Raw genomic sequence first — 24463 nt, 5'->3', positions numbered from 1 at the left:
CGGCAGGCTAAACAGGACGCCATGTTGACCATCGGCAAACGCGACGCAAGCGGCACCGCCGCCAAGGAGCCAAATGGCCAGCCGCGCATCGCCGTAGGCGAGGAGGCCGGCGTTCTCGGCTGCGCCTTTTCCGGAACCTGGACGACGCGCACCGTGGCGCTGGTCGACGCGGAGATGCGCCGGATCGAGAAGCGCAGCGGTTTCAAGACTTTGGCGCTAGATCTTTCGCACATCGAAAAGATGGACACGGCCGGCGCCTGGCTGATCGATCGCCTGGTCAGCGCTTTCGAGAAGAAGGGCGTCGAAGTCAAATTGGAAGGGCAGAGCGAGATCGCTTCGATCCTGCTCGGCGCCGTCGGCGACGCCGTCCGGCGAGAGCCCGAATCGGGAGCGGCCGGGCCGCCCAACATCATTATCCGCGCGCTCGAGGCGGTCGGCCGCCGCGTTTATGAAATGCGCGACGATTTCCTGTCGTCGATGAACATCCTCGGCGCCACCATCCGCGGCGCGCAGATGAAGCTCGGCCGCGGCCATGCCGTCAATCCGGCCGCGATCTTCAACCAGATCGATCGCATGGGCGTCGGCGCCATCCCGGTTGTGGTGCTCATGTCGGCCATCGTCGGCGCCATCGTCGCCCAGCAGGGCGCCTACCAGCTCAGCTATTTCGGCGCCGACATCTTCGTCGTCGACCTCGTCGGCGTGCTGATCCTGCGCGAGCTCGGCGTGTTGATGACCGCGATCATGATCGCCGGCCGCTCCGGCAGCGCGATCACCGCCGAGATCGGCTCCATGAAGATGCGCGAGGAAGTCGATGCGCTGAAGGTCATTGGACTGAACCCGATCGGCGTGCTGGTCTTCCCGCGCCTGGTCGCCCTGGTGATCGCCCTGCCTTGCCTGACCATCATCGCCAATTTCGCGGCGCTCGGCGGCGGCATCGCCGCTGCCTGGCTCTATTCCGACATTCCCCCGGCCGCCTTTATCGACCGTCTGCGCGTCGCCATCGATCTCAGCACCATCTTTGCCGGCCTGATCAAGGCGCCGTTCATGGCCATGATCATCGGCACCATCGCCTCCGTTGAAGGCATGAAGGTGGGTGGCAGCGCCGAATCGCTGGGACAGCATGTGACCGCCTCGGTGGTGAAGTCGATCTTCGTCGTCATCATCCTCGACGGGCTTTTCGCCATGTTCTACGCGGCGATCGAGTTCTGACATGGCGACGCGGACTGAGGCCAAGGTCGGGGAGAATAGGGACGAGGGCGATATCGTGCTGTCGGCGCACGACATCACCGTCTCCTTCGGCGACAAGCTCATCCTCGACAAGCTCTCGCTCGACATCCGGCGTGGCGAGATCCTCGGCTTCGTCGGCGCCTCGGGTGCGGGCAAGTCGGTCCTCCTGCGCACCATCCTCGGCCTGACTCCCAAACAGTCGGGCACGATCAAGCTGTTCGGGGTCGATGTCCAGAAGGCGAGCGACATCGAGCGCTTGCGCATCGACATGCGCCTTGGCGTGCTTTTCCAGCACGGCGCGCTGTTTTCGGCGCTGACGGTGCAGGAGAATGTGCAGGTGCCGATGCGCGAATATCTCGACCTGCCGAAAAAGCTGATGGACGAGCTGGCTTTGCTGAAGATCGAACTGGTCGGCTTGCCGCCGGACGCGGCGCAGAAATTCCCCTCCGAGCTTTCCGGCGGCATGATCAAGCGCGCAGCCCTTGCGCGCGCGCTGGCGCTCGACCCGGACATCGTCTTCCTCGACGAGCCGACCTCCGGCCTTGACCCGATCAGCGCGGCCGAATTCGACGAACTGGTGGTCAAGCTGCGCGACACAATGGATCTGACGGTCTACATGGTCACGCACGACCTCGACACGCTGTTTACCGCCTGCGACCGCGTTGCCGTGCTCGGCAAGAAGAAGGTGCTGGTCCAAGGCACGATCGACGACATGCTGAAGAGCGAGGAGCCGTGGGTGAAATCCTATTTCCGCGGAAAACGCGCGCGCCAACTTGATCTTGCGGCGCGCGCATAGCCATAAGTGGGGCAATGGAAACCAGAGCCAACTACGTCATTGTCGGCATCTTCACGCTGGCAGCGATCCTCGCGGCCTTCGCCTTCGTCTATTGGACCGCTGCGATCGGTGACAGGGGCGAGACGGCGGTGCTGCGCGTGCGCATTCCGGGCTCGGCCTCGGGCCTCGGGCGCGGCAGCTTCGTGCTGTTCAACGGCGTCAAGGTGGGTGACGTCAAGCGCGTCTATATCGATGTCGACAACCCGACCGTCGCCATCGCCGACACCGAAATCGACCGCGTGACGCCGATCACCAAGTCGACGCAGGCCGATATCGGGCTTGCCGGCCTGACCGGCCAGGCCAATATCGAGCTCAAGGGCGCCGACCCCAAGGAGGTCAAGCTGCTCGACCAGGCCGAAAAGGAAGGCCGGGTCGCCGAGATCGTCGCCAACCCATCCGCCGTGACCAACCTGCTGCAGACCGCGCAGGACATCTTCACCCGCGCCGACAAGGTGCTTTCGAATCTGGAAGGTTTCACCCAAGACGTTCGCGGTCCGCTGACCCAGACCGTCAAGAACGCGCAGACATTCTCCGATGCGCTGGCCAAGAATTCCGATGGCATCGACAAGTTCCTCGCCAGCGTCAGTTCGCTGTCGGATGAGCTGCAGGGCGTGTCGGGCAAGCTCGACGGCACGCTGAAGGCCGCGGAAGGTCTGCTCAACGCGGTCGACAAGGACCAGATCAAGAGCATCGTCGCCAATGTCGATACGGTCACCGGCAATCTGAAGGAAACCTCGAAGCAGTTCGACGGTGTGCTCAAGAACGTCGACACGGCGGTCGGGTCGATCAACAACTTCGCCCAGAAGACGCAAGGTACGCTGGACAAGGTCAATGGCGTTCTCGACGGCATCGATCCGGCAGAGGTGCGCACGGCGCTCGCCAATATCCAGAAAGCCAGCGAAAGTGCCGACAAGGCCGCCGCCGACATCGCCAAGGTGACCGACAGGATCGCCGACAGAAGCGACGATATCGACCAGACCATCAAGGACGCCAAGCAACTGGCACAGCGCCTCAACGATGCCTCGGTGCGCGTTGACGGCATCTTGGCCAGGGTCGACACGTTGCTCGGCTCGGGCCAGGCCGACGGCGTGATGGCCGATGCCAGAAATACATTGAAGTCGTTCAAGCAGGTCGCCGATACGCTCAATGCCCGCCTCGGCACTATCACCGACAATCTGGCGCGTTTCTCGGGCCAGGGTCTGCAGGATGTTGAGGCGTTGGTCCAGGACAGCCGCCGCTCGATCAACCGCATCGAGGAGGCCGTGACCGATCTCAGCCGCAATCCGCAGCGGATCCTGTCGGGCGGCGAGGGCGAGGTCCGGCAATATGACGGCAGGGTGCGGCGTTGACTTCGGCGTCCGTCCACCGCAAGAACATAGACCGCAATTGCGGGTTGATCTTACGATCCGGGGACAACGGGGATCGCGCGTGAAGTCGGTGTGGGTAAGAACAGGCGGGTTGACATCGGCTGCGGCACTGCTTGCGCTGACGCTTGCCGGTTGCGCAGCACTTGGCGGCAAGCCTGCGCCGCTCGATACGTTCGAGCTTTCGGCGCCGTCGATCGACGCGCATGGCCGCAGCCGCCGCCAGATCCTGATCGCCCAGCCCTCCGCGCTCAAGGCGCTGGACAGCCAGAACATCGTCATCAAGCCGTCGGACCGCTCGATCCAGTATCTCAAGGGCGCGCAATGGGCCGACCGGCTGCCACTGATCGTGCAGGCGAGGCTCGCCGAGACATTCCAGCGCTCCGGCAGCTTCGCCGGCGTCGGCAAGCCGGGCGAGGGCCTGGCGATCGACTATCAGGTGATCGTCGAGGTCCGCTCCTTCGAGGTCCGGGTCGATGGTGGCGAGCACGCCGAGGTCGACCTGTTTGTGCGCATCCTCAACGACCGCAACGGCGAGGTGCGTGCCTCCAAGAGTTTCACCGCGTCCGCCCCGGTCTCCGGCAGCGGCAACCCCGCCTATGTCGACGCTCTGGACAGCGCCTTCGGCCAGGCGGCGAGGGACATCGTGCGCTGGACCGATTCGGTGATCTGAACCGCCGAGCGCGATGCCCAGACAAGCCACCGCTGTTCTGAGGAGTTATGCATGGCTGCTGTCGGTTTCGTTCAAAGAACATTCTTGGTCGATGGCAGGGAGGTAACGTGCCGTTTCTCCCAGCCAGAAGCCGAGGAGGGGCGAGACTTCCAATGCCGATACGAAATAGGGTGGGCGGAAGGCCCACGCTCCCGAAAAGCTTGCGGCATTGATGAGGTGCAAGCGCTGCTGCTTGCAATGCAAATGGCGCATGCTGACCTGTTGTCCGCTCGCGAAAGCAACGGACGCCAAGTGTCATGGCTCGATCAACAAAGCCTTGGATTACCCGTAGCCAATTCAATTCGTGATTGGGATTCTGAGGGCGGCTTCTGAACGCTGCCGTCCGAAAGAAAAGGCGGGAGATCTCCCGCCTTTTTCGCTTCCTTTGTTCTATCCGCCGCTCAGTGCAGGCGGCCGCTGGCGTGCGCCAGCATGGTGTAGACCTTGCCGGTGTCCGACGTCAGATAGGTCTGCGCCATGATGTTGTCGCGGTCGTTGCGCGACACGTCCTTGAGCAGCTTCTCGAAATCGTCGCAGTAGCGGTCGACAGCGGCGCGGAACTCTGCCTCCGTCTGATACTTGCGGCGGATCTCGTCGAAGGTCTGCTGGCCCTTCAGCGTATAGAGGCGCCGCGTGAACACGTCACGCTCGCCACGCCTGTAGCGGTTCCACAGCTCGATCGACGCGTCGTGGTCGATCGCCCGCGCAATGTCGACGGACAGCGAGTTCAGCGACTCCATGACGTGAAGCGGCGAGCGCTGGGCCGGAGCGGAACGTTCCGCGGGCACGGCAGGCCTCGCATCCTCCTCACGCGATGCGCCGGTGAGCAGGTCGCGCACCCAGCCGCCCTGTGGCGTGCGGCCATTGGGGTCGCGACGCGGGCCCGCCTCGGCGGGGCGCTCGAGATCGAGCGTGCCGCGCAGCGTTGCACCGCCCAGCGGCACCTGAGGCGCCGGACGCTCCGGCTGCTGCGGCGCCGGCGGACGGCGCTGTGGCTCAGGCGCACGCGCAACGGGCGTCTGAGGCGCGGGGCGCAGGTTGCGCTGCTCCGAGCTGTCGCTGCTACCGCGGCCCGATTTCGCAACGATGTCCGACAGTTCCTTGAGCGCGTTGATCTGCTCGGATACGGCGCGGCGGATGGCCGAGGTCGATTCCTTGGCCTCTTCCGGCATCTCGATGACGCCCTTCTTGAGTTCGGCACGGGTCAGGTCGAGCTCGCTCTTGATCGAGCCGGCCGTACGCCGCATCTCCTCGGTGGCGTCGGCGAAGCGCTTGGTTGCTGAATCGACGACATCGGCAATGGCGGTGCGGATCTTCTCCGCCGATTCCATCGTCCGCCCCTCGGCATTCTGCATCGTCTGGCCGACCAGGTTCTCGAACGACCGCATCACCTTCTCGAGGTCTTCCGACTTCTTGACCAGGCCGACGGCGAGATCCTCCAGCGAAGACTGCCGTTCCAGCGTGTGCTCCAGGTTGCTCTGGGCCGAGCTCAGCAGGTCCGAAGCGGAAGACAGCAGCCTGCTGTGCTCGTCGAACTTGGTGGCGATCGAGGCGACCTCGCGCAAGGTGGCGGACGACAGTTCAGTGAGCCGCGTCGTGTTCGAATCGACCAGGCGTGCCGAGCTGGCGAAGGTCTGTGCGGCCTTTTCCGTCGTTGCCGCGAAGCTCTGCGTGCTGCCGGTAAGGCGTTCGTCGACCTGGCCGAGATTGAGCGCTGCCTGGTCGATCAGCTGACCGAGCTGCGCGCTGGAGGTGCTCATGCGGCCGATCAGATCGGCGACGCTTTCGGCGAGCGTCGAACGCGCGCCTTCGACCGCCGACAAGGTCTCGGCCGTGCGGCTGGCGAGCGCGTTGACGAGGGCCGCGTTTTCGCTGCGCAGCTTCTCGGTCGCCCGCTCGGTGACCTCTTCCATGCTCTTTTGCAGTTCCGAGCCGCCCTGGGCGAAGCGTTCGACCAGCGGCCGGGCCGTCTCGTCGAGGATCCTCGACATTTCGGCCGACCGCGCCGCGAGCATGGTATTGAGCTCGCGGGTGTTGGCGCCGATGGTCTTGGCCGCGTCGTTGGTGCTCTGGCCGATATGCTGACCGACCGCGGTGAAGGTTTCGGCGATCACGTTGGCGCGCGAGATGAGCTGCGCCTCGGCACCCGAAATCTGCTCATTGAGCTTCTGGCCCATCGTTTCAGCCGTGTGGGCGAGGCGGTTCTCGACGCCGGCGACCTGTTCCTCGACACGGGCGGCTGCCGCCGCCGCGCTCGAAGCCAGGCGCTCGTCGGCGCCGGCCAGCGCCTGCTCGATCTCGCGGGCATGGACGGCCAGGTCCTGACCGGTCTGGCGTGCACGGTCGGCAACGCGCTGCTCGGTGCTGGCAAAGGCGCCGACAATGGTCTCGGCGTGCCCGCCGATCGCAGTGCTGCTGTCGGCGATGCGCGACACCAGGCGCTGGTCCGCATCGTCGAAGATGCGGGCGATCTCGGATGCACGCGACGACAGCGCTTCCGACCCTTCGGCGATGCGCGAGAGCAGATGCTGGTCGGCGGCATCGAAGATGCGGCCAAGGTCCGTGGCGCGTGCTGCCAGCGCTTCGGCCGATTCGCCGATACGCATGCTCAGCCGCTGGTCGGCGCCTTCGAAGTTGCGCAGGATATCACCGGCGCGAGCCGCCAGCGACTGCGCCGTTTCGACAGCGCGGGCAACCAGCTTCTGGTCCGCCGCGTCGAAAGTGCCGGCGATCTCGCCGGCACGAGCGGCCAGCTGTTCGGCCGTCGCCTCGGCGCGAGCCAGCAGCGAGTTCGAAGTTTCGTCGTGCCGGGCAAGCAGCGCGCTGGTCGTGTCCTCGGTACGCGCAAGCAGCGCACTGGTGGTATCTTCCGCACGCGCATGCAGGCGGCGATCCGCCTCCTCGAAGGCGTGAGCGATGTCCTCGGCCCTGGCGAGCAGGGCGGCAGAGGTCTGCTCGGCGCGCTCGGCGATTTTGCGGTCGGCGTCGCTGAAGGCGAGGCCGGCCTGCTCGTGCAGGGCGCTGGTGACTTCCATGACCTTCTCGCGCAACTGGCCGGCGACGAAGACGGCGCTCTTTTCCAGCACGCTGCGAACACTGTCGACGCCGGTCGACAGCGCGCGCTCCATGGTTCCGGCACGCTCCTCGATGATGCCGGTCTGGCGGCTGAACGCCTGCTCGATCCTTTCGACGTCGGAGGCGATTGCCGCGGAGATGTCCGTGCTTCTGGCGGCGATCTGGTCGATGTGGCCGGACAGGGAGCGGTCGACGTCCTTGCGCGTGTCGGCGAGCTTTGCGAGATCGTCTTCCAGCGCGCGAGCCAGCATGTCGCGGCCTTCGGCCAGCTTGCCGACATGCCCGGCGATGATGTCGTCGACCTCGCCGCGGCTGGTCGCGATCTTCTGCAGGTCCGCCTCGAGCGCTCGCCTGAGGATATCGCGGCCTTCGGCCAGCTTCTCGACCTGGCCGGCGACCAGCCCGTCGATCGAGGAGCGGCTTTCCGCCAGTTTGGCGAGATCGTCTTCCAGGGCCTTGGACAGCGTCGAGCGGTCCTGCGCCAGCCTGTCGGAGTGGCTCTGGAGGAGGCCGTTGACATTCTCCAGATCGGCTTCCAGCACCCGTGCGAACTCCGAACGGTTTTCGGTCAGCTTCTGCGACTGGTCGGTGATGGCGTTCCTGATCGTGTTGAGATCGGCCTCCAGCGCGCGCTTGAGGATATCGCGGCCTTCGGCCAGCTTCTCGACCTGGCCGGCAACCAGCCCGTCGATCGAGGCGCGGCTTTCCGCCAGCTTGGCGAGATCGTCCTCAAGCGCTTTTGACAGAGTCGAGCGATCCTGGAACAGCCTGTTCGTGTGGTCGTCCATGATGCCGCTCACATTCCGCAGATCGTCCTCGACGACCTTCGACAGCGTCGAGCGATCCTGGACAAGCCGGTTCGTATGATCGGCGATCAGGCTGTTCACATTCTGCAGATCGGCTTCCAGGGCCTTCGAAAGCTGGCTGCGCTCTTCCGCCACCTGCTCTGAATGACCCGCGATGGCGCCCTTGATCGTATTGATATCGGCTTCCAGGGCGCGCTTGAGGATATCGCGGCCTTCGGCCAGCTTCTCGACCTGGCCGGCGACCAGCCCGTCGATTGACGAGCGGCCTTCCGCCAGCTTGGCAAGGTCGGCCTCGAGCGTCTGCGATAGTAGGCTGCGGTCGTCGGCGAGCCTGACGGAATGACCCTCGATCAGGTTCCTGATGCCCGACAGATCGCCTTCCAGCGAACGGCTGAGTTCGCTCCTGTCCTCGGCGAGTTTCGCGGAATGGGTCTCGATCAAGCCCTTGATGCCGATAATGTCGGTCTCCAAAGCCTTTGCGAGGACCGAGCGGCCCTCGGCGATCTTCTCGACCTGGCCGGCGACCAGACCGTCGATGCTGGCGCGGCTGTCGGCCAGCTTGCCGAGGTCAGCTTCCAGGGCACGCGAAAGAATGCTGCGGCCTTCGGCGAGTTTCCCGACGTGCCCGGCAACCATTTCATCAATGATCGTACGAGCTTGCACGAGTTTGTTGGAGTCATCATTCAAAGCCTGGGTAAGCCGGTTGCGGCCTTCCTCGAGCTGTTCGAGATGGCTGCCCAGCGAGGCGTCGATGGCGGCGCGCGATTCGTTGACCTTGCGCAGATCCTCTTCCAGCGCGCGCGAAATGAGACTGCGGCCTTCCGCCAGCTTCTGCACCTGGTTGGTCACGGCGTCGTCGATGCCGGCGCGGTCTTCCGCGAACCTGGCGAGGTCCGCCTGCATGGCCTCGGCCATACGGTCGCGGCTCTCGGCAAGCTTGCGGCTGTGGTTCTCGACGGCTTCCTCGATGCCGACGCGGGCGTCCGCAAGCCGCTGGATATCGCTGTCGAAGGAGCGCGAAACCACGTGCCGGGCCGCTTCCATGCGGCCGGCGAAATCGCTGGCGCGGGCTTCGAGCATCGACGAGGTTGACGAGATGATGTCGGCCATGTCGGCGCCGATCTGGGTCTTGCCCTGATCGATCATTGACGACAGCGCGTCCTTGCTCTCGGCGAAGGTATGGGCGATTTCGCGCGCGCGCTCGACCAGCGTCTCGTTGATCTGGCGGGCGCGGGCCTCGAGCGCGGCATTGAGCTTCTGCGTACCGGTGTCCAGCGCCTCGGCGCGGGTCTGGAATTCGCTGATCAGCGCCTGGCCGCGTTCGGCAAGGGTACGTTCGATGCCGTCGAGGCTGGCCTCGAATTCGGAGCTCAGCGTGCGCGCGGCACCGCCGAGCAGCGACACCATGCCGGTGGTGCGGTCGTCGAGCAGGTCGGTCAGCGAGCGGGTAAGGCCGTCGGTCGTGTCCGTCAGCTTGGCGATGCGGGTATCGAGCAGCGAAGCGAAGGCCTCGCCCGAGGTCGACAGCTTGTCGGTGATCGTATCGAGACGGCCTTCGACCGAATCGAAGATCGACATCGAGCTTTCGTTGATCCTGTCGATCAGCGTGTCGCCGGAATTGGTGATCGTCATCGACAGCTTGGTCGAGGCATTGAGGATGCTGTCACGAATGATGTCGCTGGCCGAGCCGATTTCGTCCCGGAGCGTCTCATGGGCGCCGGCAATCGAGGCGCGCACGCGCTCGGCGTGGGTAACGACCGCCTCGCGCTCGCTGCCGAGCCCGTCGACCAGCGAGCGGATACGCGCTTCATTCTCGGAATAGGAGCGCTCGATCTGGTTCACTTCGCTGTGGACCAGCGTCTCGAGCTCGACGGCGCGCGCAAGCGTGCGCTCGATGCCTTCGCCCATCGCCGCCACTTCGCGGCGAACGGCCTGGCCGATCATCATGACGCGATCCTGGGCAAGGTTTTCCGGCTCGGCGAGGCGGAACGCCACTTCCGTCATGGATTGCGCGGCAATGCGCATTTCCTGGGCGCGGCGCACCATGGCCGCGAAGGCCCAGAACAGGATGATCGGAACGATCGCGGCGACCGCCAGGCCGATCAGCTCGGGGCGAGCGAAGAACTGGTCGAAAGTGCGGATCTTCCAGATACTCGAGCCGAACAAAAGGTTCGCCAGGCCGCCGGCACCGGCGATCCAGGCCAGCGAAATGAACGCCACCACCCAATAGATCGTGCTCGATGCGCGCCGGTTGAGGCCGTGCAGAAGCGTCCGGTAGTCCTTCTGGCGGTCGTCATTGGCGGGTGTGAAGCCCGCCGGTTGCGTGCCGTTGCGGTTTTCCACCGGGCGCAGCTCGGCCGGCTTGGTCGTGGCCGAAGGCGTTCCGTTCTGGCTCAGATTCCCGTTCTGGCTCAGATTTGCGGTCTGGTTCAGATTGGCGGTCTGGCTTTGATTGACCACCGGCTCGGCTTTCTGGCCGCGCCCTTCGCGCGCCAGTTCGTCCGCCGCCTGCGAAATCTGCGCTTCCAGATCTTCCATCGACGCCGCCATATCGAGGCCGCCGTCGCCATCTCCGCTCAAATCGAGGTCGAGCGCTTTTTCAAGTTCCCTGGCTACGTCGCTGTCGAGATTACGTGTCGTCGTTGGTTTCTTCGCCATGCCTTCGCTACCCTGTACTAGCTGCCGAGGGACTTCTGATTTTGGCCTGATTCTGGCTTCTCTTATCCCGTGCAGGAGGCTGAAAATGGACCCTCGTATCGTAATGACACACAGGGGTAAAGAAAACCTGCATTCCTCGCGATACGTAAAACTTTAAATATAGGGTTAACGCAGACGTGATTTCGCCGCCTCCATCGCAACATTTTTCCGGGCCAATCATTAACCCGTTAGCTACGCGAATGGCCTAGATTTCCCGGCCAGTCAAACATCAAGGAGCTGCAATTCCCATGCGCGGCGAAAGCGGCATTGCCTTTTCCATGCCCGGCGGTGATGTGTCGGGAACGGCCCGGTCGCGGCCTGTGGATCTTGCTCATCTCGCGCGCCAGACGATGGGCGATCGCGGTCTTGAACAGGAGGTGCTGGCGCTGTTCGTGCAGCAGGCACTTTCCGTACGCGACAAGATCCTCGAAGCCGACGTCAAGGAAAGGCTGCTTCTGGCGCACGGGCTGAAAGGCTCGGCGCGCGGGGTGGGGGCCTTCGCCATTGCCGATTGCGCCGCAGCCATCGAGGGGCAGCCGGAGGACGTCAAAACCCTCGGGCGGCTTGGCGTGCTGATCGAGGAAGTACGCGATTTCATCGCCGCCATTAGCCGATAAGCGCAGCTCTCCAAAAAAACGTCACGAAGCGGCGCTTTCGCGCCGCAGTTGACTTGTCCGGCCAAGTGATTATCTCGGCTGGAACTCCCTTCAGGTGACAAATGACCAAGCTGACCTTCATTGCCCATGACGGCACACAATTCGACGTGGACGCCGAAAACGGCTCGACCGTCATGGAAAATGCGATCCGCAATGCCGTGCCCGGCATCGAGGCCGAATGCGGCGGCGCCTGTGCCTGCGCGACCTGCCATGTCTATGTCGACGAGGCCTGGACGGCTGAGGTCGGCGAGCCGGAGGCGATGGAGGAGGACATGCTGGACTTCGCCTATGAGGTACAGCCCAACTCGCGACTGTCCTGCCAGATCAAAGTCCGCGATGCACTCGACGGTTTGGTCGTGCGCGTTCCCGCCCGCCAGGGCTGATTTTCCCGCTCCAATCGATTTTTGCCTTGGCCGCTTGGCAGCGAGCCCATGCTCATGCAGTGTCGCGCGGTTTCCGAAACAAGGCACATGGCATGACCGAGACGATCAAGACGGACGTACTCATTGTCGGGGCAGGGCCGGTCGGCCTGTTCGCCGTGTTCGAGCTCGGCCTCTTCGACATGAAGTGCCATCTGATCGACATTCTCGACCGCCCCGGCGGCCAATGCGCCGAGCTCTATCCGGAAAAGCCGATCTACGACATTCCCGGCTGGCCGCTGATCACGGCGCAGGGCCTCGTCGACAAGCTGCTCGAGCAGATCCACCCGTTCAAGCCGGACTTCACCTACAACCGCATGGTCTCCAGCCTCGAAAAGCTCGAGGACGGCAGCTTCCGCGTCACCACCGACGAGAACGAGGTGTTCGAGGCCAAGGTGGTGGTGATCGCCGCCGGCGGCGGCTCGTTCCAACCCAAGCGACCGCCCATTCCGGGCATAGAACCCTATGAGGGCAAAAGCGTCTTCTATTCGGTGCGCCGCATGGAGGATTTCCGCGGCCATGATCTCGTCATCGTCGGCGGCGGCGATTCCGCACTCGACTGGACGCTGAACCTGCAGCCGGTGGCAAAGAGCGTGACGCTTGTCCACCGGCGCCCGGAATTCCGGGCTGCACCGGACAGCGTCAACAAGATGTATGCCATGCAGGAGATGAAGGAACTCGACTTCCAGGTCGGCCAGGTCACCGGCCTGACGGGCGCCGACGGCCAGCTTTCATCCGCGATCATCAAGGGACCCGACGGTGACGTCGAGGTGCCATGCACGCGCATGCTGCCCTTCTTCGGCCTGACCATGAAGCTCGGACCGATCGCCGAATGGGGGCTCAACCTGCATGAGAACCTGATCCCGGTCGACACCGAAAAATTCCAGACCTCGGTACCTGGCATCTTCGCCATCGGCGACATCAATTGGTACCCCGGCAAGCTGAAGCTGATCCTGTCGGGTTTTCACGAGGTGGCGCTGATGGCGCAGGCTGCCAAGCGCATCGTCAGCCCAGGCGAGCGCATCGTGTTCCAGTACACCACTTCGTCGACCAGCCTGCAGAAGAAGCTCGGTGTTCACGACTGAGGGTTGCTGAGGCCTTATTCCGCCAGCACTGGCGCCGCGGCTTCGTCGCGGCCGCGTAGCGGCTTTTCCGGCATCAGCGCGAGTGCGGCCAACGCCAGCACCAGCGTGACGGCCGCGACCAGGAAGATCATCACGAACGGCATCACCGAGGTGACCTGGCCAGCGGTCAGCGTGCCTTCCTCGGCAAGCGGCAAGCCGTATCCGAGAGCGACGGCGCCAAGCATGGCGACGCCGAGCGCGCTGCCCAGCGAACGCAGGAAGGTCAGCACACCGGTGGCGACGCCGAGATGCATGCGGTCGACTGCGTTCTGCACCGAGACCGTGGCGACAGGAAATGTCGTGCCCGTGCCAAGCCCGATTGCCATCGTCAGCAGCTCGACCACCAGCAGGGACGCATGTCCGGCGACGAAGCTGAGCAATCCCAGACACAGGATGGCGAAGGTCACGCCGACCATGGCGATTCGCTTGTAGTGGACAAAGCGCGGGATCATGCGCCCGCTGAACGTTGCGCCTGCGACGGTGCCGAGCAGCAGCCCGAGCATGGCGGTACCCGACTGGCTGACCGAGAGGCCGACGATCGATTGCAGGTAGACTGGCAGGTAGACGGCCAGGCCGATATTGGCGGCCTGCAACAGGAACATGGACAGCGTGCCGGCCCGAACGATCGGATTGGCGAGCACTTCGAGCGAGATCAGCGGTTCGGCCGCCCGCAGCAGGCGCAGCGCGAAAGCGCCCCAGAAAGCCGCCGAGCAAGCGACAAGCCCGAAGATTTCGCGCGATAGCCAAGGGTAGGCGCTGCCGCCCCAGTTCAGCGCCAGCAGCAGCAATGCCGTGGCGACCACAAGCAGCAGCGCGCCGAGCGCATCGATGCGATGGCGTTTGGCGGCAATCGGCAGCTTCTTCAGCGGCCTGTTGATGATCGCCATCGCCAGCAGGCCAAGCGGGATGTTGATCCAGAAGATCAAGGACCAGTGCAGGTGCTCGGCGAAGGTGCCGCCGAGCAGCGGCCCGGCGATGCTGGCGACCGCCCATGTCCCGGAGATCCAGGCGGCATAGCGCGCCCGCTCGCGCGGCGGCACGAGGTCGCCGATGACCGTTTGCGTCAGGGCGAACAGGCCGCCGCCGCCGGCACCCTGGATCGCCCGGCCGACCACCAGCACCAGCATATTCGGAGCCATGGCGCTGACCAGCGATCCGATGAGGAAGATGAGGATCGCGGCATAGATGGTCGGGCGACGCCCGTAGACGTCGGAGATCTTGCCGTAGAGCGGCGCCATGGCGGTCGCGGTCAGGAGGTAGGCCGTGACGATCCATGGCAGATATTCGGCATGGCCGAGCGCGTGCGCAATGGTCGGCAGGGCCGGCGCGACGATGGTCTGGTCAAGAGCCGCCAGCAGCATCGACAGGAGAACGCCGCCGATGATGGCGCTCTTCTCGGTTTCCGTCAGCGGCAATGCCGCTCCCATCGTCAGTCTGTCGACAGCCTGGTCCATTGTCCTGGTCTTTCATGGGTGTGCGGCGCGCTGCCGTGGGCGGCCGGCCTGGCCGGTCCGGTGCGTCTGCCGCGTCGATTGGTTATCTCGTGCTTCGAGGGTTCCGCGCTGCGAACCTGACATATGTCGTTCCGTATAGGCCGATTTCGACAGGGGCTCGAAAGTTTTTCCGGCCTGGCACTATGCTTCGGCGAAATTGGCTTGCGTCGTTTACGCTCATCACCGGGCGAAAATCAGGCCGGCGGCAACCGGCCTTTCTCGATGCCCTCGATCCGGTAGCGCAAGAGCCGCAGGATGCGGCTTTCGAAATTGACGCTCTCGACGCGATCGAACCGCAGCTGGTCCTGGTCATGCGCGGCGAGTTCAGCCGCCGTAATCGCGGCCGCCTTCGCCTTTGCCGCCGCGCAGGTCTTTTGCGGATAGCTCGCCTTCAGCGCATCCTCGAGTTGCTTGCCATGGTTCTTGGCAATCTCGACATGGCGCTCCTCGTGGCGCTTGATGTCGGCCGACAACGTGTCCCAGAACAGCCGCACATCCGGGCCTGCCTTGCGCGAACGGCGCCATTCCGGAAGGATCACCTTGACCTTGACGGTCACTATGGCGTCGGCGATGCGGCAGGAGCCCGGCTTTTCCGCATAGCTGACGCGGGTGGTGAACGCCATTTGCGTGGCGCCGGGATGCCTAGACCCGGTGCTCTTCACCTGCGGTCCGTTTTTCGAAAGCTGCTTTTCGATATCGTCGAGCGTGCGGCCGCCAATGGCGAAGTAGCTGTAGGTCTTGACCAAATTGGCCGCACCCGCCGGCAAGGCGGTCAAGGCGAGCATCAGGGCGCAGAGGAGGTGTTGTTTCATCAGGTTGCCTCTTTAGCCACCTTGCGTTACGGCCGTGCCCGGCGCAACGGATTTGATTTCCGGCGGATCAAAGATGGTTGATGGGCGATGACGACAAAGCGGTGGCAGCTGGCGCACGGACGTCATCTCGATCTTGGCGGCAAGGCCGTGGTCGTCGGCATCCTCAACGTCACGCCGGACAGTTTTTCCGATGGCGGCCTGTTCGCCTCCCGCGAGCAGGCAGTGGCCCAGGCGCGCCGCATGGTCGAGGAGGGGGCTGAAGTCATCGATGTCGGTGGAGAATCGACGCGGCCAGGCGCCTCTCCCGTGACGATGGAGGAAGAGCAGGCCCGCGTGCTGCCGGTCATCGAGGCGCTCGCCGGGCTGGGCGAGGCATTGATTTCGGTCGATACCTATCGCGAGGACACCGCCCGGCTGGCTGTCGCCGCCGGCGCGCACATCGTCAACGATGTCTGGGGCCTGCAGCGCGAACCGGGCATCGCCCGCGTTGCTGCCGAAACGGGGGCCGGGCTGGTCATCATGCACACCGGGCGCGACAGGCAAAAACTGCCGGACGTGATCGAGGACCAGTTCTTCTTTCTCAGGAAATCGCTGGAGATCGCGCATGCCAGCGGCGTTGCCGACGCCCAGATCGTGCTCGACGCCGGCTTCGGCTTCGCCAAGGAAACGGCGGAGGAAAACCTCGATCTGATGGCGCGGTTTTCCGAGCTGGCGGCACTAGGCTATCCGCTGATGGCCGGTACGTCGCGAAAGCGTTTCATCGGCAACGTTACCGGTCGCGACGCGATGGACAGGGCCGCGGGCACGGCGGCCACCAGCGTTATTTTGAGGCTCAAAGGCGCGCACTTATTTCGCGTCCACGATGTCGCAATCAACGTGGACGCTCTGGCCGTCGCCGATGCTATGCTGGCGCGCGAAATTCCGGGAAGCTGAGCCATGTACGTCATCCGCATGAAGAACTGCGCCTTCTTTGCCCGCCATGGCGTGCTGGACGAGGAGGAGACGCTTGGCCAGCGCTTTTATGTCGATGCGGCTTTGACCGTTGAGCCCGGCCGCGCGCTGGTCGACGATTCCATCGACGATACAGTCAATTACGGCGTCGCCTTCGCGGTCATCGAAAAGATCATCACCGGGCAGCGGCGCTTTCTGATCGAGGCGCTGGCGCTGGAGGTGGCGCGGGCGCTGACGGCGCGGTTTCCGCAGATCAAGAAGGCCGAGATCACGGTGCGCAAGCCCAACGCGCCGGTGCCCGGCGTACTCGATCATGTCGAGGTGACCGTTGTCTGGCCAGAATAACACCGTCTATCTCAGCCTGGGCGGCAATCTCGGCGATCCGGCGAAGTCGATGGCGGCCGCGCTGCGCATTCTGGACGGCGACGACAAGACACGTGTCGTTGCGGTCTCCTCGCTCTACCGCACGCCGCCCTGGGGCAAGCTCGACCAGCCGGATTTTCTCAATGCCGCCGCCACGATCGCCACGACGCTCGCGCCGCGGGCATTGCTCGAGCTTTGCCTCGATGCCGAACGCCGGCTGAAGCGGGTACGCGAGGAGCGCTGGGGGCCGCGCCTGATCGACATCGACATCCTGGTGTTCGGCGACCGGATCATCCACGAGACGGGCCTGGAAGTGCCGCATCCACGCATGCTGGAGCGCGCCTTCGTGCTGGCGCCACTGGCCGAGATCGCGCCGGACCTTGCCGTTGGCGGCAAGAGCGTGTCGGAGCGGCTGAGCAGCGTCGATACGGCAGGCATAGAGAAATTGCCGTCGGGCCAGGACTGGTGGCTGGCCTGACGTCGCCCGAGATCAGCCGGAAAACCCGCCGCCATCGAGGAACGCCTGTTCCTCCTGCGTTGTCTCGCGGCCAAGCATCTTGTTGCGGTGCGGAAAGCGGCCGAAGCGCCGAATGATGTCGCGGTGCTCGATCGCATATTTTAGATCGTCCGGTGCCCTGGCGGTGGTGAGCTCCACCGCTTTGTCCTGGTCGGCGAGAAGCTCCGAATGCTCATAGGGCAGATAGAGGAAGACCCGCAGGTTTTCCTCGAGCAACAGGTCGTGGCCAGCGGCGATGGCCTTGCTGGCGAAATGCCTGGCCAACTCGTCGGTCGCATACATATGGCCGGTGCCGCGAAAGCAATTGCGCGGAAACTGGTCGAGCAGGATCATCAGCGCCAGCGATCCCTCGGCATGTTCCGACCAGGCATCGCATTCGCGCCGCGCGGCGGCGTAGTGCAGGTCGAGAAACCGGGCGCGGAAGTCGGTATCGAAGGCGTCGTTCTTCTCGAACCACGCATCTTCGCCGGCATCGCGCCAGAATTTGGCGACGGAGAGCGCCCGCTTGTCCAGTTCGGTCATTGCTTACTCCTCGGCAGGCTCGGATTTGTGCAGCACGCCGGCGGTCTCCTCGTTGAGTGCCTGGCCGGCACGCCGCGGCGGCGTCAGCGGCGCCGGAATTGGTGTGCCGATATTGCCTTTGAGGAAGCGTGCCCCGGCGCGAACGCCTTCGGCCAATTGCGTTTCGAAGCGGGCGGTATCACGGCGGCGGACATCCTCGATCACCTCGGCGACGTCGTCCGGATCGATCCCCAGCGCTTCCAAGGCGGAGCCGCCGAAGACAAGCGCCGATTCGAAGGTTTCACGCAGCTGGAAGTCGACGCCGGCACGAATGAGCTGCAGCGCGGTGCCGCGATCGAAGGCGCGCGCCAGCACCGTCAGGAGCGGAAACTCGGCCTTGATCAATTGCGCGATGCGCACGGCTGCCTCGGGTTTGTCGACGCAGATCAGCACCGCGCGTGCCCGGCCAGCGCCCGCCGCATGCAATATGTCCAGCCGCGTGCCGTCGCCGTAATAGACCTTGAAGCCGAAATCGGCCGCCGCCTGGATCATCTCGACCTCATTGTCGATGATCGACACGTCGATGCCGCGCAGCAGCAGCGGCTGGCTGGCGATCTGGCCGAAGCGGCCGAAGCCGATGACCAGCACGCTGCCCGAAAGGTCCGCGGCGACGTCGACCCCATCGAGCGACTGCTCGTCGCGCGGCGTGAGATAGCGCAGCGCGATAATGGCCAAAGGCGTCAGCACCATGGAGATGATGACGATCGCGGTCAGCGTCGCATTGGCACGGCTGTCGATGATGCCGACCGTCGCGGCGGCGGAATAGAGCACGAAGGCGAATTCGCCGCCCTGCGCCATGAACACGGCGCGTTCGAGCGCTTCGCGGTGGCCGCTCTTGAGCATGCGGGCGACCAGGTAGATGCCGAGCGCCTTCATCACCATGTAGGCGACGACGTAGATGGCGACGATTCGCCAGTTCGCGGCCACGACGTGCAGGTCGAGCGACATGCCGACGGCGAGGAAGAACAGGCCGAGCAGAATGCCACGGAACGGCTCGATGTCGGCCTCCAGCTGGTGGCGGAAGGTCGATTCGGACAGCAGCACACCGGCGAGGAACGCGCCCATCGCCATCGACAGGCCGGAGAGCTGCATGGCCAGAGCCGACCCCAGCACGACCAGCAGCGCGGCCGCCGTCATCACTTCGCGAGCCCGGGCATCCGCCAGGATGCGGAAGAACGGATTGAGCAGGTAACGACCCGCCACGACCAGCCCGATTATAGCGGCAAGGCCGATGCCGACTTCCGTCAGCCGTTGCGACAGGCTCATATCGGCGCCGCCCGGCACCAGGAAGGCGATCAACGCCAGCAGCGGCACGATCGCCAGATCTTCCAGCAGCAGGATGGAAACGATGCGCTGGCCCTTGGGGGTGGCCATTTCGCCGCGCTCTTCCAGCAATTGCATGACGATCGCCGTCGAGGTCAGCACGAAGCCCGCGCCGGCAACGAAGGATTGCGCGATCGGAAAGCCGCCGGCAAGGCCGACGCTGGTCAGCAACAAGGCGCAGACGCCGACCTGCAGGGCGCCGAGGCCGAATATCTCGCGGCGCAGGCCCCACAACCGTGACGGCTGCATCTCCAGCCCGATGATGAACAGGAACATGACGACGCCGAGTTCGGCGACATGAAGAATGGCTTCCGATTCGGAAAAGATGCGAAGTCCGAACGGCCCGATCACTACCCCGGCCGCGAGATAGCCGAGAATCGAGCCCAGCCCCATGCGTTTGAAGATCGGAACGGCCACCACGCCAGCGGCAAGCAGCGCCACCACCTGAATGAGTTCGCTGCCCGATGCTTCCGCCGCCATGCCTGCTCGTCCGTCTCCTGGAGGTTCCTCGCATATGCTGCGGAATCGAGACCAAGGATAGGGACTTCGGCCGGGATCGAACAGAGCGAATCGGCGCTGCGGCCTCGGCACTTGTTGCAGCCGCGTTACACAAGTTTACGCGGTATTCGCGTTGCGTGTCGCCACAATCAGCGGTTAAGGGACGCTCGGCTTCGGCCATTGGAGGGGAGCGACGATCAAGTCGCTGCCCTTTTTGAGGAGATGACTGACATGAAGAAGTTTTTGCTCGTTGCCGTGGGTGTTGCGGCGCTTGCCGGTTCGGCCTGCTCGAAGGCACCTGAGTGCACCGCCGAAATGGCGACCAAGAAGGCGCAGGACATGACGACCGCGCTGCAGGAGGCGATCACCAAGGATCCGTCCAAGGCAGCCGATCTGACGGCCAAGGTGCAGGCGGTGACGACCAAGTATCAGGGCGCCACGACGCTGGATGAGGCCTGCAAGGCCTATGACGAGCTGACGGCCACCATCAAGGGCTGATTGATCGTTCGGGAATTGAAGAAGGCGGTGGCCCGTGTGGGCCGCCGCCTCTTTCTTGCCCGCTACCGGGCCTCAGTTCGGCGCGATGGAGCCGACTTCGACCTCATCGACCCGCTTCAGGCTCATGCCGATGACCGGCACCAGCTGCTCGTCGACGCGCACCGCGACGGTCACCGTCATCGAGTTGTCGTCGGGAATGCGGGCCTGCATGACACCGCGCAGCTGTTTGCGGTTGATGGTGAAGACGACCTTGTGAGCGTCGACGACATTGCCGCCGATAATGTCGAGGCCTGACCCCGCGGCGCCGCCCATGAAGTTGCCCTTGTAGCCGTCCCGGCCCTTGCGCTCGACTGACGCCGACATTTTCTGGGTGAACATGCCGACCCGACATCCGCCGTCGAGCGTCATGCCGGTCTTGCCGTCAGGCGTCGAGCCGTTGAAACTGCAGGTGAATTTCGTGCCCTTGTACTTGCCGGCGACGATTTCGCCCGGGCCGACCCACTTGCCTTCCACCGATTGAAAGAATTGCTTGTCGGGTTCCGCGCCAAACGCCTTTTCAACGAGGCCGAAAGGGGCTGCAACCGCGACCGCGACAGGCAGGACGCTGGATAGAATTACGCTTTTCATCGACCACACCCGGCAACAAGGAAGCTGTTCTTGGAACACTTCCGACCATGAACAAGATTGGTTAATGCTTGGTGACTGCGGGGCGTCTCTTCACTTGCCGGAGGTCGATGTTTCACTTTCTTTCTTGGTTGCAAAGGATGTCAGCGCGGACAGGAAATCGCCCAGTCCCAGCCGCTTAGCGGCGATGAAGGGCAGGGGCCGCGCCGTCTCCATTGCTGCGATGCCGATCCGTGCCGTCATCATGCCGTTGACGACACCTTCGCCAAGCTTCGCCGAAAGGCGTGCGGCGAGGCCATGGCCGATGATCTGCTGGACAAAACTGTCGCCGACGGCGATCGAACCGGTGACCGCGAGATGGGCAAGAACGCTGCGCGCCAGCCGGAAGAAGCCCAGCGTGCCCGGCCGGCCACCGTAAAGTTCCGACAGGCGGCGAATGAGCCGCCCAGCCTCGAACACGACATAGGCGACATCGACGACGGCCCGCGGGCTGACCGCCGTCACCAGCGACACCCGCTTGGCCGCTTCGAGGATCATCACCTTGGCGCGCGCATCCAGCGGCCCGAGGATCTCGGTCTCGGCCAGCCGCACCAGATTGCCGCCGTCGATGATTTCACCGCGCAGCTCGGCCAGCGAGCGCCTGCCGGCCGCGGTTTCGGGTTTTGCCGCGACAAAGGCCGAAAGCTCGTCGACGACGGCCCTTGCGGCCTTCGGATCGTCGCGCGCCACGGCATCCAGCGACCGCTTCTGCAGTTTTTCGACCTCGGCGAGGCGGGCGATCGCCAGGAATTCGCGCGCGAGGATGACCATCAGCGCCAGCAGAGCGATCGCGGCCATTCCAGCGGCCAGCCAGCCCAGCCATTCGGCGCGCTCGAACAGGTCGCGAATGAGCTGGTCGGTCCACAGGCCGACGGCCAGCGAAACCAGGACACCCAGCGCGCCGAAGAACAGCCTGCCGAGCAGCGAACGCTTGCGCGGCGCGGTGGCAGGCGGCGGTTCGGCGGCGACGATGTCAGGTTCGTCGAAAACATCGATCTCGGCCGGCACGACGACAGCGACGCCAACCCCTGCGGCGCGCGGCTTGCGCGTCTGCGGCGGCTCGGCATGGGCACGGCGCGTTTCCCGCGCCTCCTGCTTTGGTTCGGGCTCAGCCTCTATGCGGAATGCCGCGGGTTTGCGGGGCGCTGTCATGCCAGGTGATCTCCGATCAGGAACTGCAAGGCGCGGTCGAGCCTGATATGCGGCAGCGAGAGCGTAACACCTTCTGCCGTGCGTTCGAGCTTTGGCGGACGAAAGCGCACGAAACGGATCGCCGGCCCGTTAGCATCAGGTTGCTGCGATCCGGAAACATCGAACACCGCATCAGCTTTCTCGGGTAAGTCACCGGGAAATATGGCAGTTTCGGCTTTCCCGTCGAATGTGTCGCCATTGATCCTTTCGCCCTTGAGTGGTGTGCCGATGATGACGGGCAGAGTTTCGCGGCCCTGCTTGACCGTGCCTTCGCGGGTCGCGCGCACGGCCCCCATGGCAACCACGTCGACATCGGCGCCGGTGAAATTCGCCCGTGTTACCGCCCGGTCGGCCAGCCGGCGCACGATCGCCTGCAGCCGGTCGTGGCTTTCGTGATGCAGATGGTCCGCCTTGGTCGCGGCAACCAGGATGCGGTCGATACGCCGCGAGAACAAGTCGGTGAGGAAATTGCCCCTGCCGGGCCTGAAGCAGGAGAGGATCTCGGTGACGGCGCGTTCCAGGTCGGCCATGGCTCCGGGGCCGGCATTCAGTGCCTGCATGGCGTCGATCAGGACGATTTGACGGTCGAGGCGCGTGATGTGCTCGCGGAAGAACGGTTTGACGACATGCGTCTTGTAGGCCTCGTAACGCCGCTCCATCATGGCTTGCAGTGACCCGGAACGCGGCCGCCGGTCGCCTAGCGCCAGCAAAGGCGAGAAAGTCAGCGCGGGCGAGCCCTCGAGGTCGCCCGGCATCAGGAAGCGGCCCGGCGGCAAGGTCGAAAGCGCCCGTTCGTCGAGTTTGCATGCCTTGAGATAGGCGGCAAAGCTCTCGGCCAGGCGGCGCGCCGTCATTTCATCGGCATCGGCGTTCGGATCGATCGTGGCGGCTAGCGCCCGCCAACCTTCCGAAAGGTCGGCGCGCACCGGCAGCGCCGCCATCGCCATTGCTTCGCGTGAAAAATCGGCGAAGGATTTGCCGAGCAAGGGCAGATCGAGCAGCCACTCCCCGGGGTAGTCGACGATGTCTAGCGACAATTTCCCGGCCGAAAACATGCGGTTCCAGCCGGAGGCTGATTCAAATTCGATGGTCAGCCGGAGCTCGGAGATGGCGCGCGTCGATTCGGGCCAGACGCGATCGTTGACCAGCGCCGCTATGTGATCCTCGTACTGGAAGCGGGGAACGGCATCGTCTGGCTGTTCCTCAAGGAACGCCCGGGCGATGCGCCCGGATTTCTGCGCCTCGAACAGCGGCAGGCGCCCGCCATGGATCAGATTGTGGACAAGGGCGGAGATAAACACCGTCTTGCCAGCGCGTGAAAGGCCGGTCACGCCCAGCCGCAGCGACGGGGAAAAGAGCCCGGCGGCCCGCCCTGAAAATGTATCGAGCGCAATCTTGGCTTCGTCGGAGAATGTGGTCAGCGATGATGCCAAAATGGGTCTCTCGGGCGCTTGTCACGCTCCGATATAGGCCTTGGACCCGTGGTTTGAAATGGCTCAGAGGTCGGCAGGCGTCAGAAAGGCTTCGAGATAGCCATTGCCTTGCGCGGCACTGGCAAGGGCGCCGGCGAAGCGCACGACAGCAAGACCGGATGTGGGAAAGCCGTGGTTCATCGTGCCGCGGGCGGCTTCTTCGCCGTCGCCCGAGACCGCCATCGCCAGATCCTCCGTCATCGGGTTGTGGCCGATGACCAGCAGCGGGCCGGGCCCGCCATTGTCGCGGATGAGGGTGAGGTAACCGGCGGCGTCCTCGCTGTATAAAGTGTCGAAGAACAGCACGCGGCCAGTGTCGGTTTGCCCGGCCAGACCTTCCAGCGTCTGGCGCGCCCGCATTGCGTTAGAGCAAAGGGTGATGTCGGGAACATAGTTGCGGACGCGCATGACCTCGCCCATCAATTCGGCATCGGCCATGCCGGCTGCATCTAGCGGACGATCGAAGTCACGGACGCCGGGCAGCGCCCACCCGGCCTTGGCATGCCTCAATAGGTACAGTCTGCTCACAGCTCCCTCACGCCACAAGACACCGGCCCGATTAGCCATCAGAACGGCCTGCTGCACAATGGCCGGCGCCACTCAAGCACAACAAATCATGTCAGAATTCGCTCACGTCCTTGAAGCAGAAGGGTTCCGCCATCAACTGCTAACATTTGCGTGACTCTATCGCCGATTGCGCTTGTGCAGGCTTCGGTCCGCGAATATATAGGCGCCAAATTTGGGGTTGTTGGGTGAGTCGCATGAACGACATCGTTACCGCCGATTACGTACCCTCCGAAGACGAGCCGTTCATGAACGAACGGCAGAAATCCTACTTTCGCCTAAAGCTCGTCACCTGGAAGAACGACATTCTGCGCGAAGCGCGCGAAACTCTCGAAATTCTGCAGCAGGAAAACGCCAACCATCCCGATCTCGCCGATCGTGCCTCGTCGGAAACCGACCGCGCTATCGAGCTTCGTGCCCGCGATCGCCAGCGCAAGCTCATTTCGAAGATCGATTCGGCGCTGCAGCGCATCGATGAAGGCACCTACGGCTATTGCGAAGAAACCGGCGAGCCCATCGCGCTGAAGCGGCTCGATGCACGCCCGATCGCGACCTTGTCGATCGAGGCACAGGAGCGTCACGAGCGCCGCGAGAAGGTCTATCGCGACGACTGACGCGAGCAAAACCGAGCAATTTCAAATT

The 24463-nt window shown here is 64.1% G+C and carries 22 protein-coding genes; 13 read left to right on the top strand and 9 right to left on the bottom strand.

The window, feature by feature from the left end; all coding sequences use genetic code 11:
• Nucleotides 1–21 precede the first annotated feature (21 nt).
• The 5 genes from AC04SI_RS13250 to AC04SI_RS13230 are packed head-to-tail and all read left to right on the top strand — an operon-like array spanning nucleotide 22 to nucleotide 4471.
• Entirely contained in the window at nucleotides 22–1209 is a 1188-nt protein-coding gene (locus AC04SI_RS13250) for an ABC transporter permease (protein ID WP_488474305.1), read from the top strand.
• Nucleotide 1210: 1 nt separating this feature from the next.
• Entirely contained in the window at nucleotides 1211–2023 is an 813-nt protein-coding gene (locus tag AC04SI_RS13245; protein ID WP_192178897.1) for an ABC transporter ATP-binding protein, read from the top strand.
• Nucleotides 2024–2037: 14 nt separating this feature from the next.
• A complete protein-coding gene (locus tag AC04SI_RS13240; protein ID WP_404277015.1) occupies nucleotides 2038–3411 on the top strand; it encodes an MlaD family protein in 1374 nt (457 codons plus the stop codon).
• A gap of 37 nt (nucleotides 3412–3448) precedes the next feature.
• Nucleotides 3449–4099, top strand: coding sequence for an ABC-type transport auxiliary lipoprotein family protein (locus AC04SI_RS13235; protein WP_488474304.1), 651 nt, complete (start codon nucleotides 3449–3451; stop codon nucleotides 4097–4099).
• Nucleotides 4100–4150: 51 nt separating this feature from the next.
• Nucleotides 4151–4471, top strand: coding sequence for a DUF6968 family protein (locus AC04SI_RS13230; protein WP_404277012.1), 321 nt, complete (start codon nucleotides 4151–4153; stop codon nucleotides 4469–4471).
• A gap of 68 nt (nucleotides 4472–4539) precedes the next feature.
• Here the strand turns inward: AC04SI_RS13230 and AC04SI_RS13225 are convergent, their stop codons facing one another.
• Nucleotides 4540–10677 carry an apolipoprotein A-IV repeat region-like domain-containing protein gene (locus AC04SI_RS13225; RefSeq protein ID WP_488474303.1) on the bottom strand — a complete coding sequence of 2046 codons (6138 nt, stop codon included), beginning with the start codon at nucleotides 10675–10677 and terminating at the stop codon, nucleotides 4540–4542.
• A 287-nt stretch (nucleotides 10678–10964) separates the two neighbouring features.
• Here AC04SI_RS13225 and AC04SI_RS13220 point away from each other — a divergent pair, with 287 nt between their 5' ends.
• The 3 genes from AC04SI_RS13220 to AC04SI_RS13210 all read left to right on the top strand — a co-directional run bounded on the left by AC04SI_RS13220 (nucleotide 10965) and on the right by AC04SI_RS13210 (nucleotide 12876).
• Nucleotides 10965–11333 (top strand): Hpt domain-containing protein, encoded by a 369-nt coding sequence (locus AC04SI_RS13220; protein ID WP_006206095.1) that lies wholly within the window; start codon nucleotides 10965–10967, stop codon nucleotides 11331–11333.
• Between the two features lie 101 nt (nucleotides 11334–11434).
• Complete coding sequence (locus AC04SI_RS13215; RefSeq protein ID WP_006206096.1) at nucleotides 11435–11755, top strand: 2Fe-2S iron-sulfur cluster-binding protein; 321 nt, start codon at nucleotides 11435–11437, stop codon at nucleotides 11753–11755.
• A 92-nt stretch (nucleotides 11756–11847) separates the two neighbouring features.
• A complete protein-coding gene (locus AC04SI_RS13210; protein WP_006206097.1) occupies nucleotides 11848–12876 on the top strand; it encodes an NAD(P)/FAD-dependent oxidoreductase in 1029 nt (342 codons plus the stop codon).
• Between the two features lie 14 nt (nucleotides 12877–12890).
• On the opposite strand, the gene AC04SI_RS13205 is transcribed toward AC04SI_RS13210, so the two are convergent.
• Nucleotides 12891–14369 carry an MDR family MFS transporter gene (locus AC04SI_RS13205; RefSeq protein WP_488474302.1) on the bottom strand — a complete coding sequence of 493 codons (1479 nt, stop codon included), beginning with the start codon at nucleotides 14367–14369 and terminating at the stop codon, nucleotides 12891–12893.
• Nucleotides 14370–14602: 233 nt separating this feature from the next.
• Nucleotides 14603–15220: a DUF922 domain-containing Zn-dependent protease gene (locus tag AC04SI_RS13200; RefSeq protein ID WP_404277008.1), complete on the bottom strand. Its 618-nt coding sequence runs from the start codon at nucleotides 15218–15220 to the stop codon at nucleotides 14603–14605.
• 87 nt (nucleotides 15221–15307) lie between these two features.
• On the opposite strand from AC04SI_RS13200, the gene folP reads away from it, so the two are divergent.
• From folP to folK, 3 genes are read left to right on the top strand one after another with little or no spacing between them, the layout of a single operon-like run.
• Complete coding sequence (folP, locus tag AC04SI_RS13195) at nucleotides 15308–16153, top strand: dihydropteroate synthase (protein WP_404277006.1); 846 nt, start codon at nucleotides 15308–15310, stop codon at nucleotides 16151–16153.
• A 3-nt stretch (nucleotides 16154–16156) separates the two neighbouring features.
• On the top strand, nucleotides 16157–16516 hold the full coding sequence (gene folB / locus AC04SI_RS13190; RefSeq protein WP_006206102.1) for a dihydroneopterin aldolase: 360 nt from the start codon (nucleotides 16157–16159) through the stop codon (nucleotides 16514–16516).
• The gene (gene folK / locus AC04SI_RS13185; protein ID WP_488474301.1) at nucleotides 16500–17012 is read left to right on the top strand and encodes a 2-amino-4-hydroxy-6-hydroxymethyldihydropteridine diphosphokinase; all 513 of its coding nucleotides are present in this window, start codon (nucleotides 16500–16502) and stop codon (nucleotides 17010–17012) included. Before folB ends, folK begins: the two co-directional genes overlap by 17 nt.
• A 12-nt stretch (nucleotides 17013–17024) precedes the next feature.
• On the opposite strand, the gene AC04SI_RS13180 is transcribed toward folK, so the two are convergent.
• Nucleotides 17025–17573 (bottom strand): DUF924 family protein, encoded by a 549-nt coding sequence (locus tag AC04SI_RS13180; protein ID WP_404277003.1) that lies wholly within the window; start codon nucleotides 17571–17573, stop codon nucleotides 17025–17027.
• A gap of 3 nt (nucleotides 17574–17576) precedes the next feature.
• A complete protein-coding gene (locus AC04SI_RS13175) occupies nucleotides 17577–19415 on the bottom strand; it encodes a monovalent cation:proton antiporter-2 (CPA2) family protein (RefSeq protein ID WP_404277001.1) in 1839 nt (612 codons plus the stop codon).
• Nucleotides 19416–19664: 249 nt separating this feature from the next.
• On the opposite strand from AC04SI_RS13175, the gene AC04SI_RS13170 reads away from it, so the two are divergent.
• Nucleotides 19665–19931, top strand: a complete 267-nt coding sequence (locus tag AC04SI_RS13170; protein ID WP_006206106.1) for a hypothetical protein — start codon at nucleotides 19665–19667, stop codon at nucleotides 19929–19931.
• A 72-nt stretch (nucleotides 19932–20003) separates the two neighbouring features.
• Here AC04SI_RS13170 and AC04SI_RS13165 read toward each other — a convergent pair whose 3' ends face one another.
• From AC04SI_RS13165 to AC04SI_RS13150, 4 genes are all read right to left on the bottom strand, one after another.
• A complete protein-coding gene (locus AC04SI_RS13165; RefSeq protein ID WP_404276999.1) occupies nucleotides 20004–20558 on the bottom strand; it encodes a hypothetical protein in 555 nt (184 codons plus the stop codon).
• A gap of 90 nt (nucleotides 20559–20648) precedes the next feature.
• Complete coding sequence (locus tag AC04SI_RS13160; RefSeq protein ID WP_404276997.1) at nucleotides 20649–21746, bottom strand: YcjF family protein; 1098 nt, start codon at nucleotides 21744–21746, stop codon at nucleotides 20649–20651.
• Nucleotides 21743–23218 (bottom strand): YcjX family GTP-binding protein, encoded by a 1476-nt coding sequence (locus tag AC04SI_RS13155; RefSeq protein ID WP_404276995.1) that lies wholly within the window; start codon nucleotides 23216–23218, stop codon nucleotides 21743–21745. The genes AC04SI_RS13160 and AC04SI_RS13155 overlap by 4 nt, the downstream gene beginning before the upstream one ends.
• A 63-nt stretch (nucleotides 23219–23281) precedes the next feature.
• Entirely contained in the window at nucleotides 23282–23785 is a 504-nt protein-coding gene (locus tag AC04SI_RS13150; protein WP_404276993.1) for a SixA phosphatase family protein, read from the bottom strand.
• 233 nt (nucleotides 23786–24018) lie between these two features.
• Here AC04SI_RS13150 and dksA point away from each other — a divergent pair, with 233 nt between their 5' ends.
• The gene (dksA, locus tag AC04SI_RS13145; protein ID WP_006202025.1) at nucleotides 24019–24435 is read left to right on the top strand and encodes an RNA polymerase-binding protein DksA; all 417 of its coding nucleotides are present in this window, start codon (nucleotides 24019–24021) and stop codon (nucleotides 24433–24435) included.
• Nucleotides 24436–24463 lie beyond the last annotated feature (28 nt).

Source organism: Mesorhizobium sp. CNPSo 4689 (assembly GCF_057784325.1).
Note: the sequence above shows the minus strand (reverse complement) of the source record. Positions and strands in the feature narration are given on the sequence as shown.

What these genes read in the sequence shown, in the direction of transcription:
- AC04SI_RS13220 (WP_006206095.1), top strand. Translation starts at nt 10,965, where the DNA reads ATGCGCGGCGAAAGCGGCATTGCCTTTTCCATGCCCGGCGGTGATGTG.
- AC04SI_RS13250 (WP_488474305.1), top strand. Translation starts at nt 22, where the DNA reads ATGTTGACCATCGGCAAACGCGACGCAAGCGGCACCGCCGCCAAGGAG.
- AC04SI_RS13240 (WP_404277015.1), top strand. Translation starts at nt 2,038, where the DNA reads ATGGAAACCAGAGCCAACTACGTCATTGTCGGCATCTTCACGCTGGCA.
- AC04SI_RS13210 (WP_006206097.1), top strand. Translation starts at nt 11,848, where the DNA reads ATGACCGAGACGATCAAGACGGACGTACTCATTGTCGGGGCAGGGCCG.
- dksA (WP_006202025.1), top strand. Translation starts at nt 24,019, where the DNA reads ATGAACGACATCGTTACCGCCGATTACGTACCCTCCGAAGACGAGCCG.
- folB (WP_006206102.1), top strand. Translation starts at nt 16,157, where the DNA reads ATGTACGTCATCCGCATGAAGAACTGCGCCTTCTTTGCCCGCCATGGC.
- AC04SI_RS13245 (WP_192178897.1), top strand. Translation starts at nt 1,211, where the DNA reads ATGGCGACGCGGACTGAGGCCAAGGTCGGGGAGAATAGGGACGAGGGC.
- AC04SI_RS13160 (WP_404276997.1), bottom strand. Translation starts at nt 21,746, where the DNA reads ATGACAGCGCCCCGCAAACCCGCGGCATTCCGCATAGAGGCTGAGCCC.
- AC04SI_RS13180 (WP_404277003.1), bottom strand. Translation starts at nt 17,573, where the DNA reads ATGACCGAACTGGACAAGCGGGCGCTCTCCGTCGCCAAATTCTGGCGC.
- AC04SI_RS13225 (WP_488474303.1), bottom strand. Translation starts at nt 10,677, where the DNA reads ATGGCGAAGAAACCAACGACGACACGTAATCTCGACAGCGACGTAGCC.
- AC04SI_RS13200 (WP_404277008.1), bottom strand. Translation starts at nt 15,220, where the DNA reads ATGAAACAACACCTCCTCTGCGCCCTGATGCTCGCCTTGACCGCCTTG.
- AC04SI_RS13205 (WP_488474302.1), bottom strand. Translation starts at nt 14,369, where the DNA reads ATGGACCAGGCTGTCGACAGACTGACGATGGGAGCGGCATTGCCGCTG.
- folP (WP_404277006.1), top strand. Translation starts at nt 15,308, where the DNA reads ATGACGACAAAGCGGTGGCAGCTGGCGCACGGACGTCATCTCGATCTT.
- AC04SI_RS13165 (WP_404276999.1), bottom strand. Translation starts at nt 20,558, where the DNA reads ATGAAAAGCGTAATTCTATCCAGCGTCCTGCCTGTCGCGGTCGCGGTT.
- AC04SI_RS13175 (WP_404277001.1), bottom strand. Translation starts at nt 19,415, where the DNA reads ATGGCGGCGGAAGCATCGGGCAGCGAACTCATTCAGGTGGTGGCGCTG.
- AC04SI_RS13230 (WP_404277012.1), top strand. Translation starts at nt 4,151, where the DNA reads ATGGCTGCTGTCGGTTTCGTTCAAAGAACATTCTTGGTCGATGGCAGG.
- AC04SI_RS13215 (WP_006206096.1), top strand. Translation starts at nt 11,435, where the DNA reads ATGACCAAGCTGACCTTCATTGCCCATGACGGCACACAATTCGACGTG.
- AC04SI_RS13170 (WP_006206106.1), top strand. Translation starts at nt 19,665, where the DNA reads ATGAAGAAGTTTTTGCTCGTTGCCGTGGGTGTTGCGGCGCTTGCCGGT.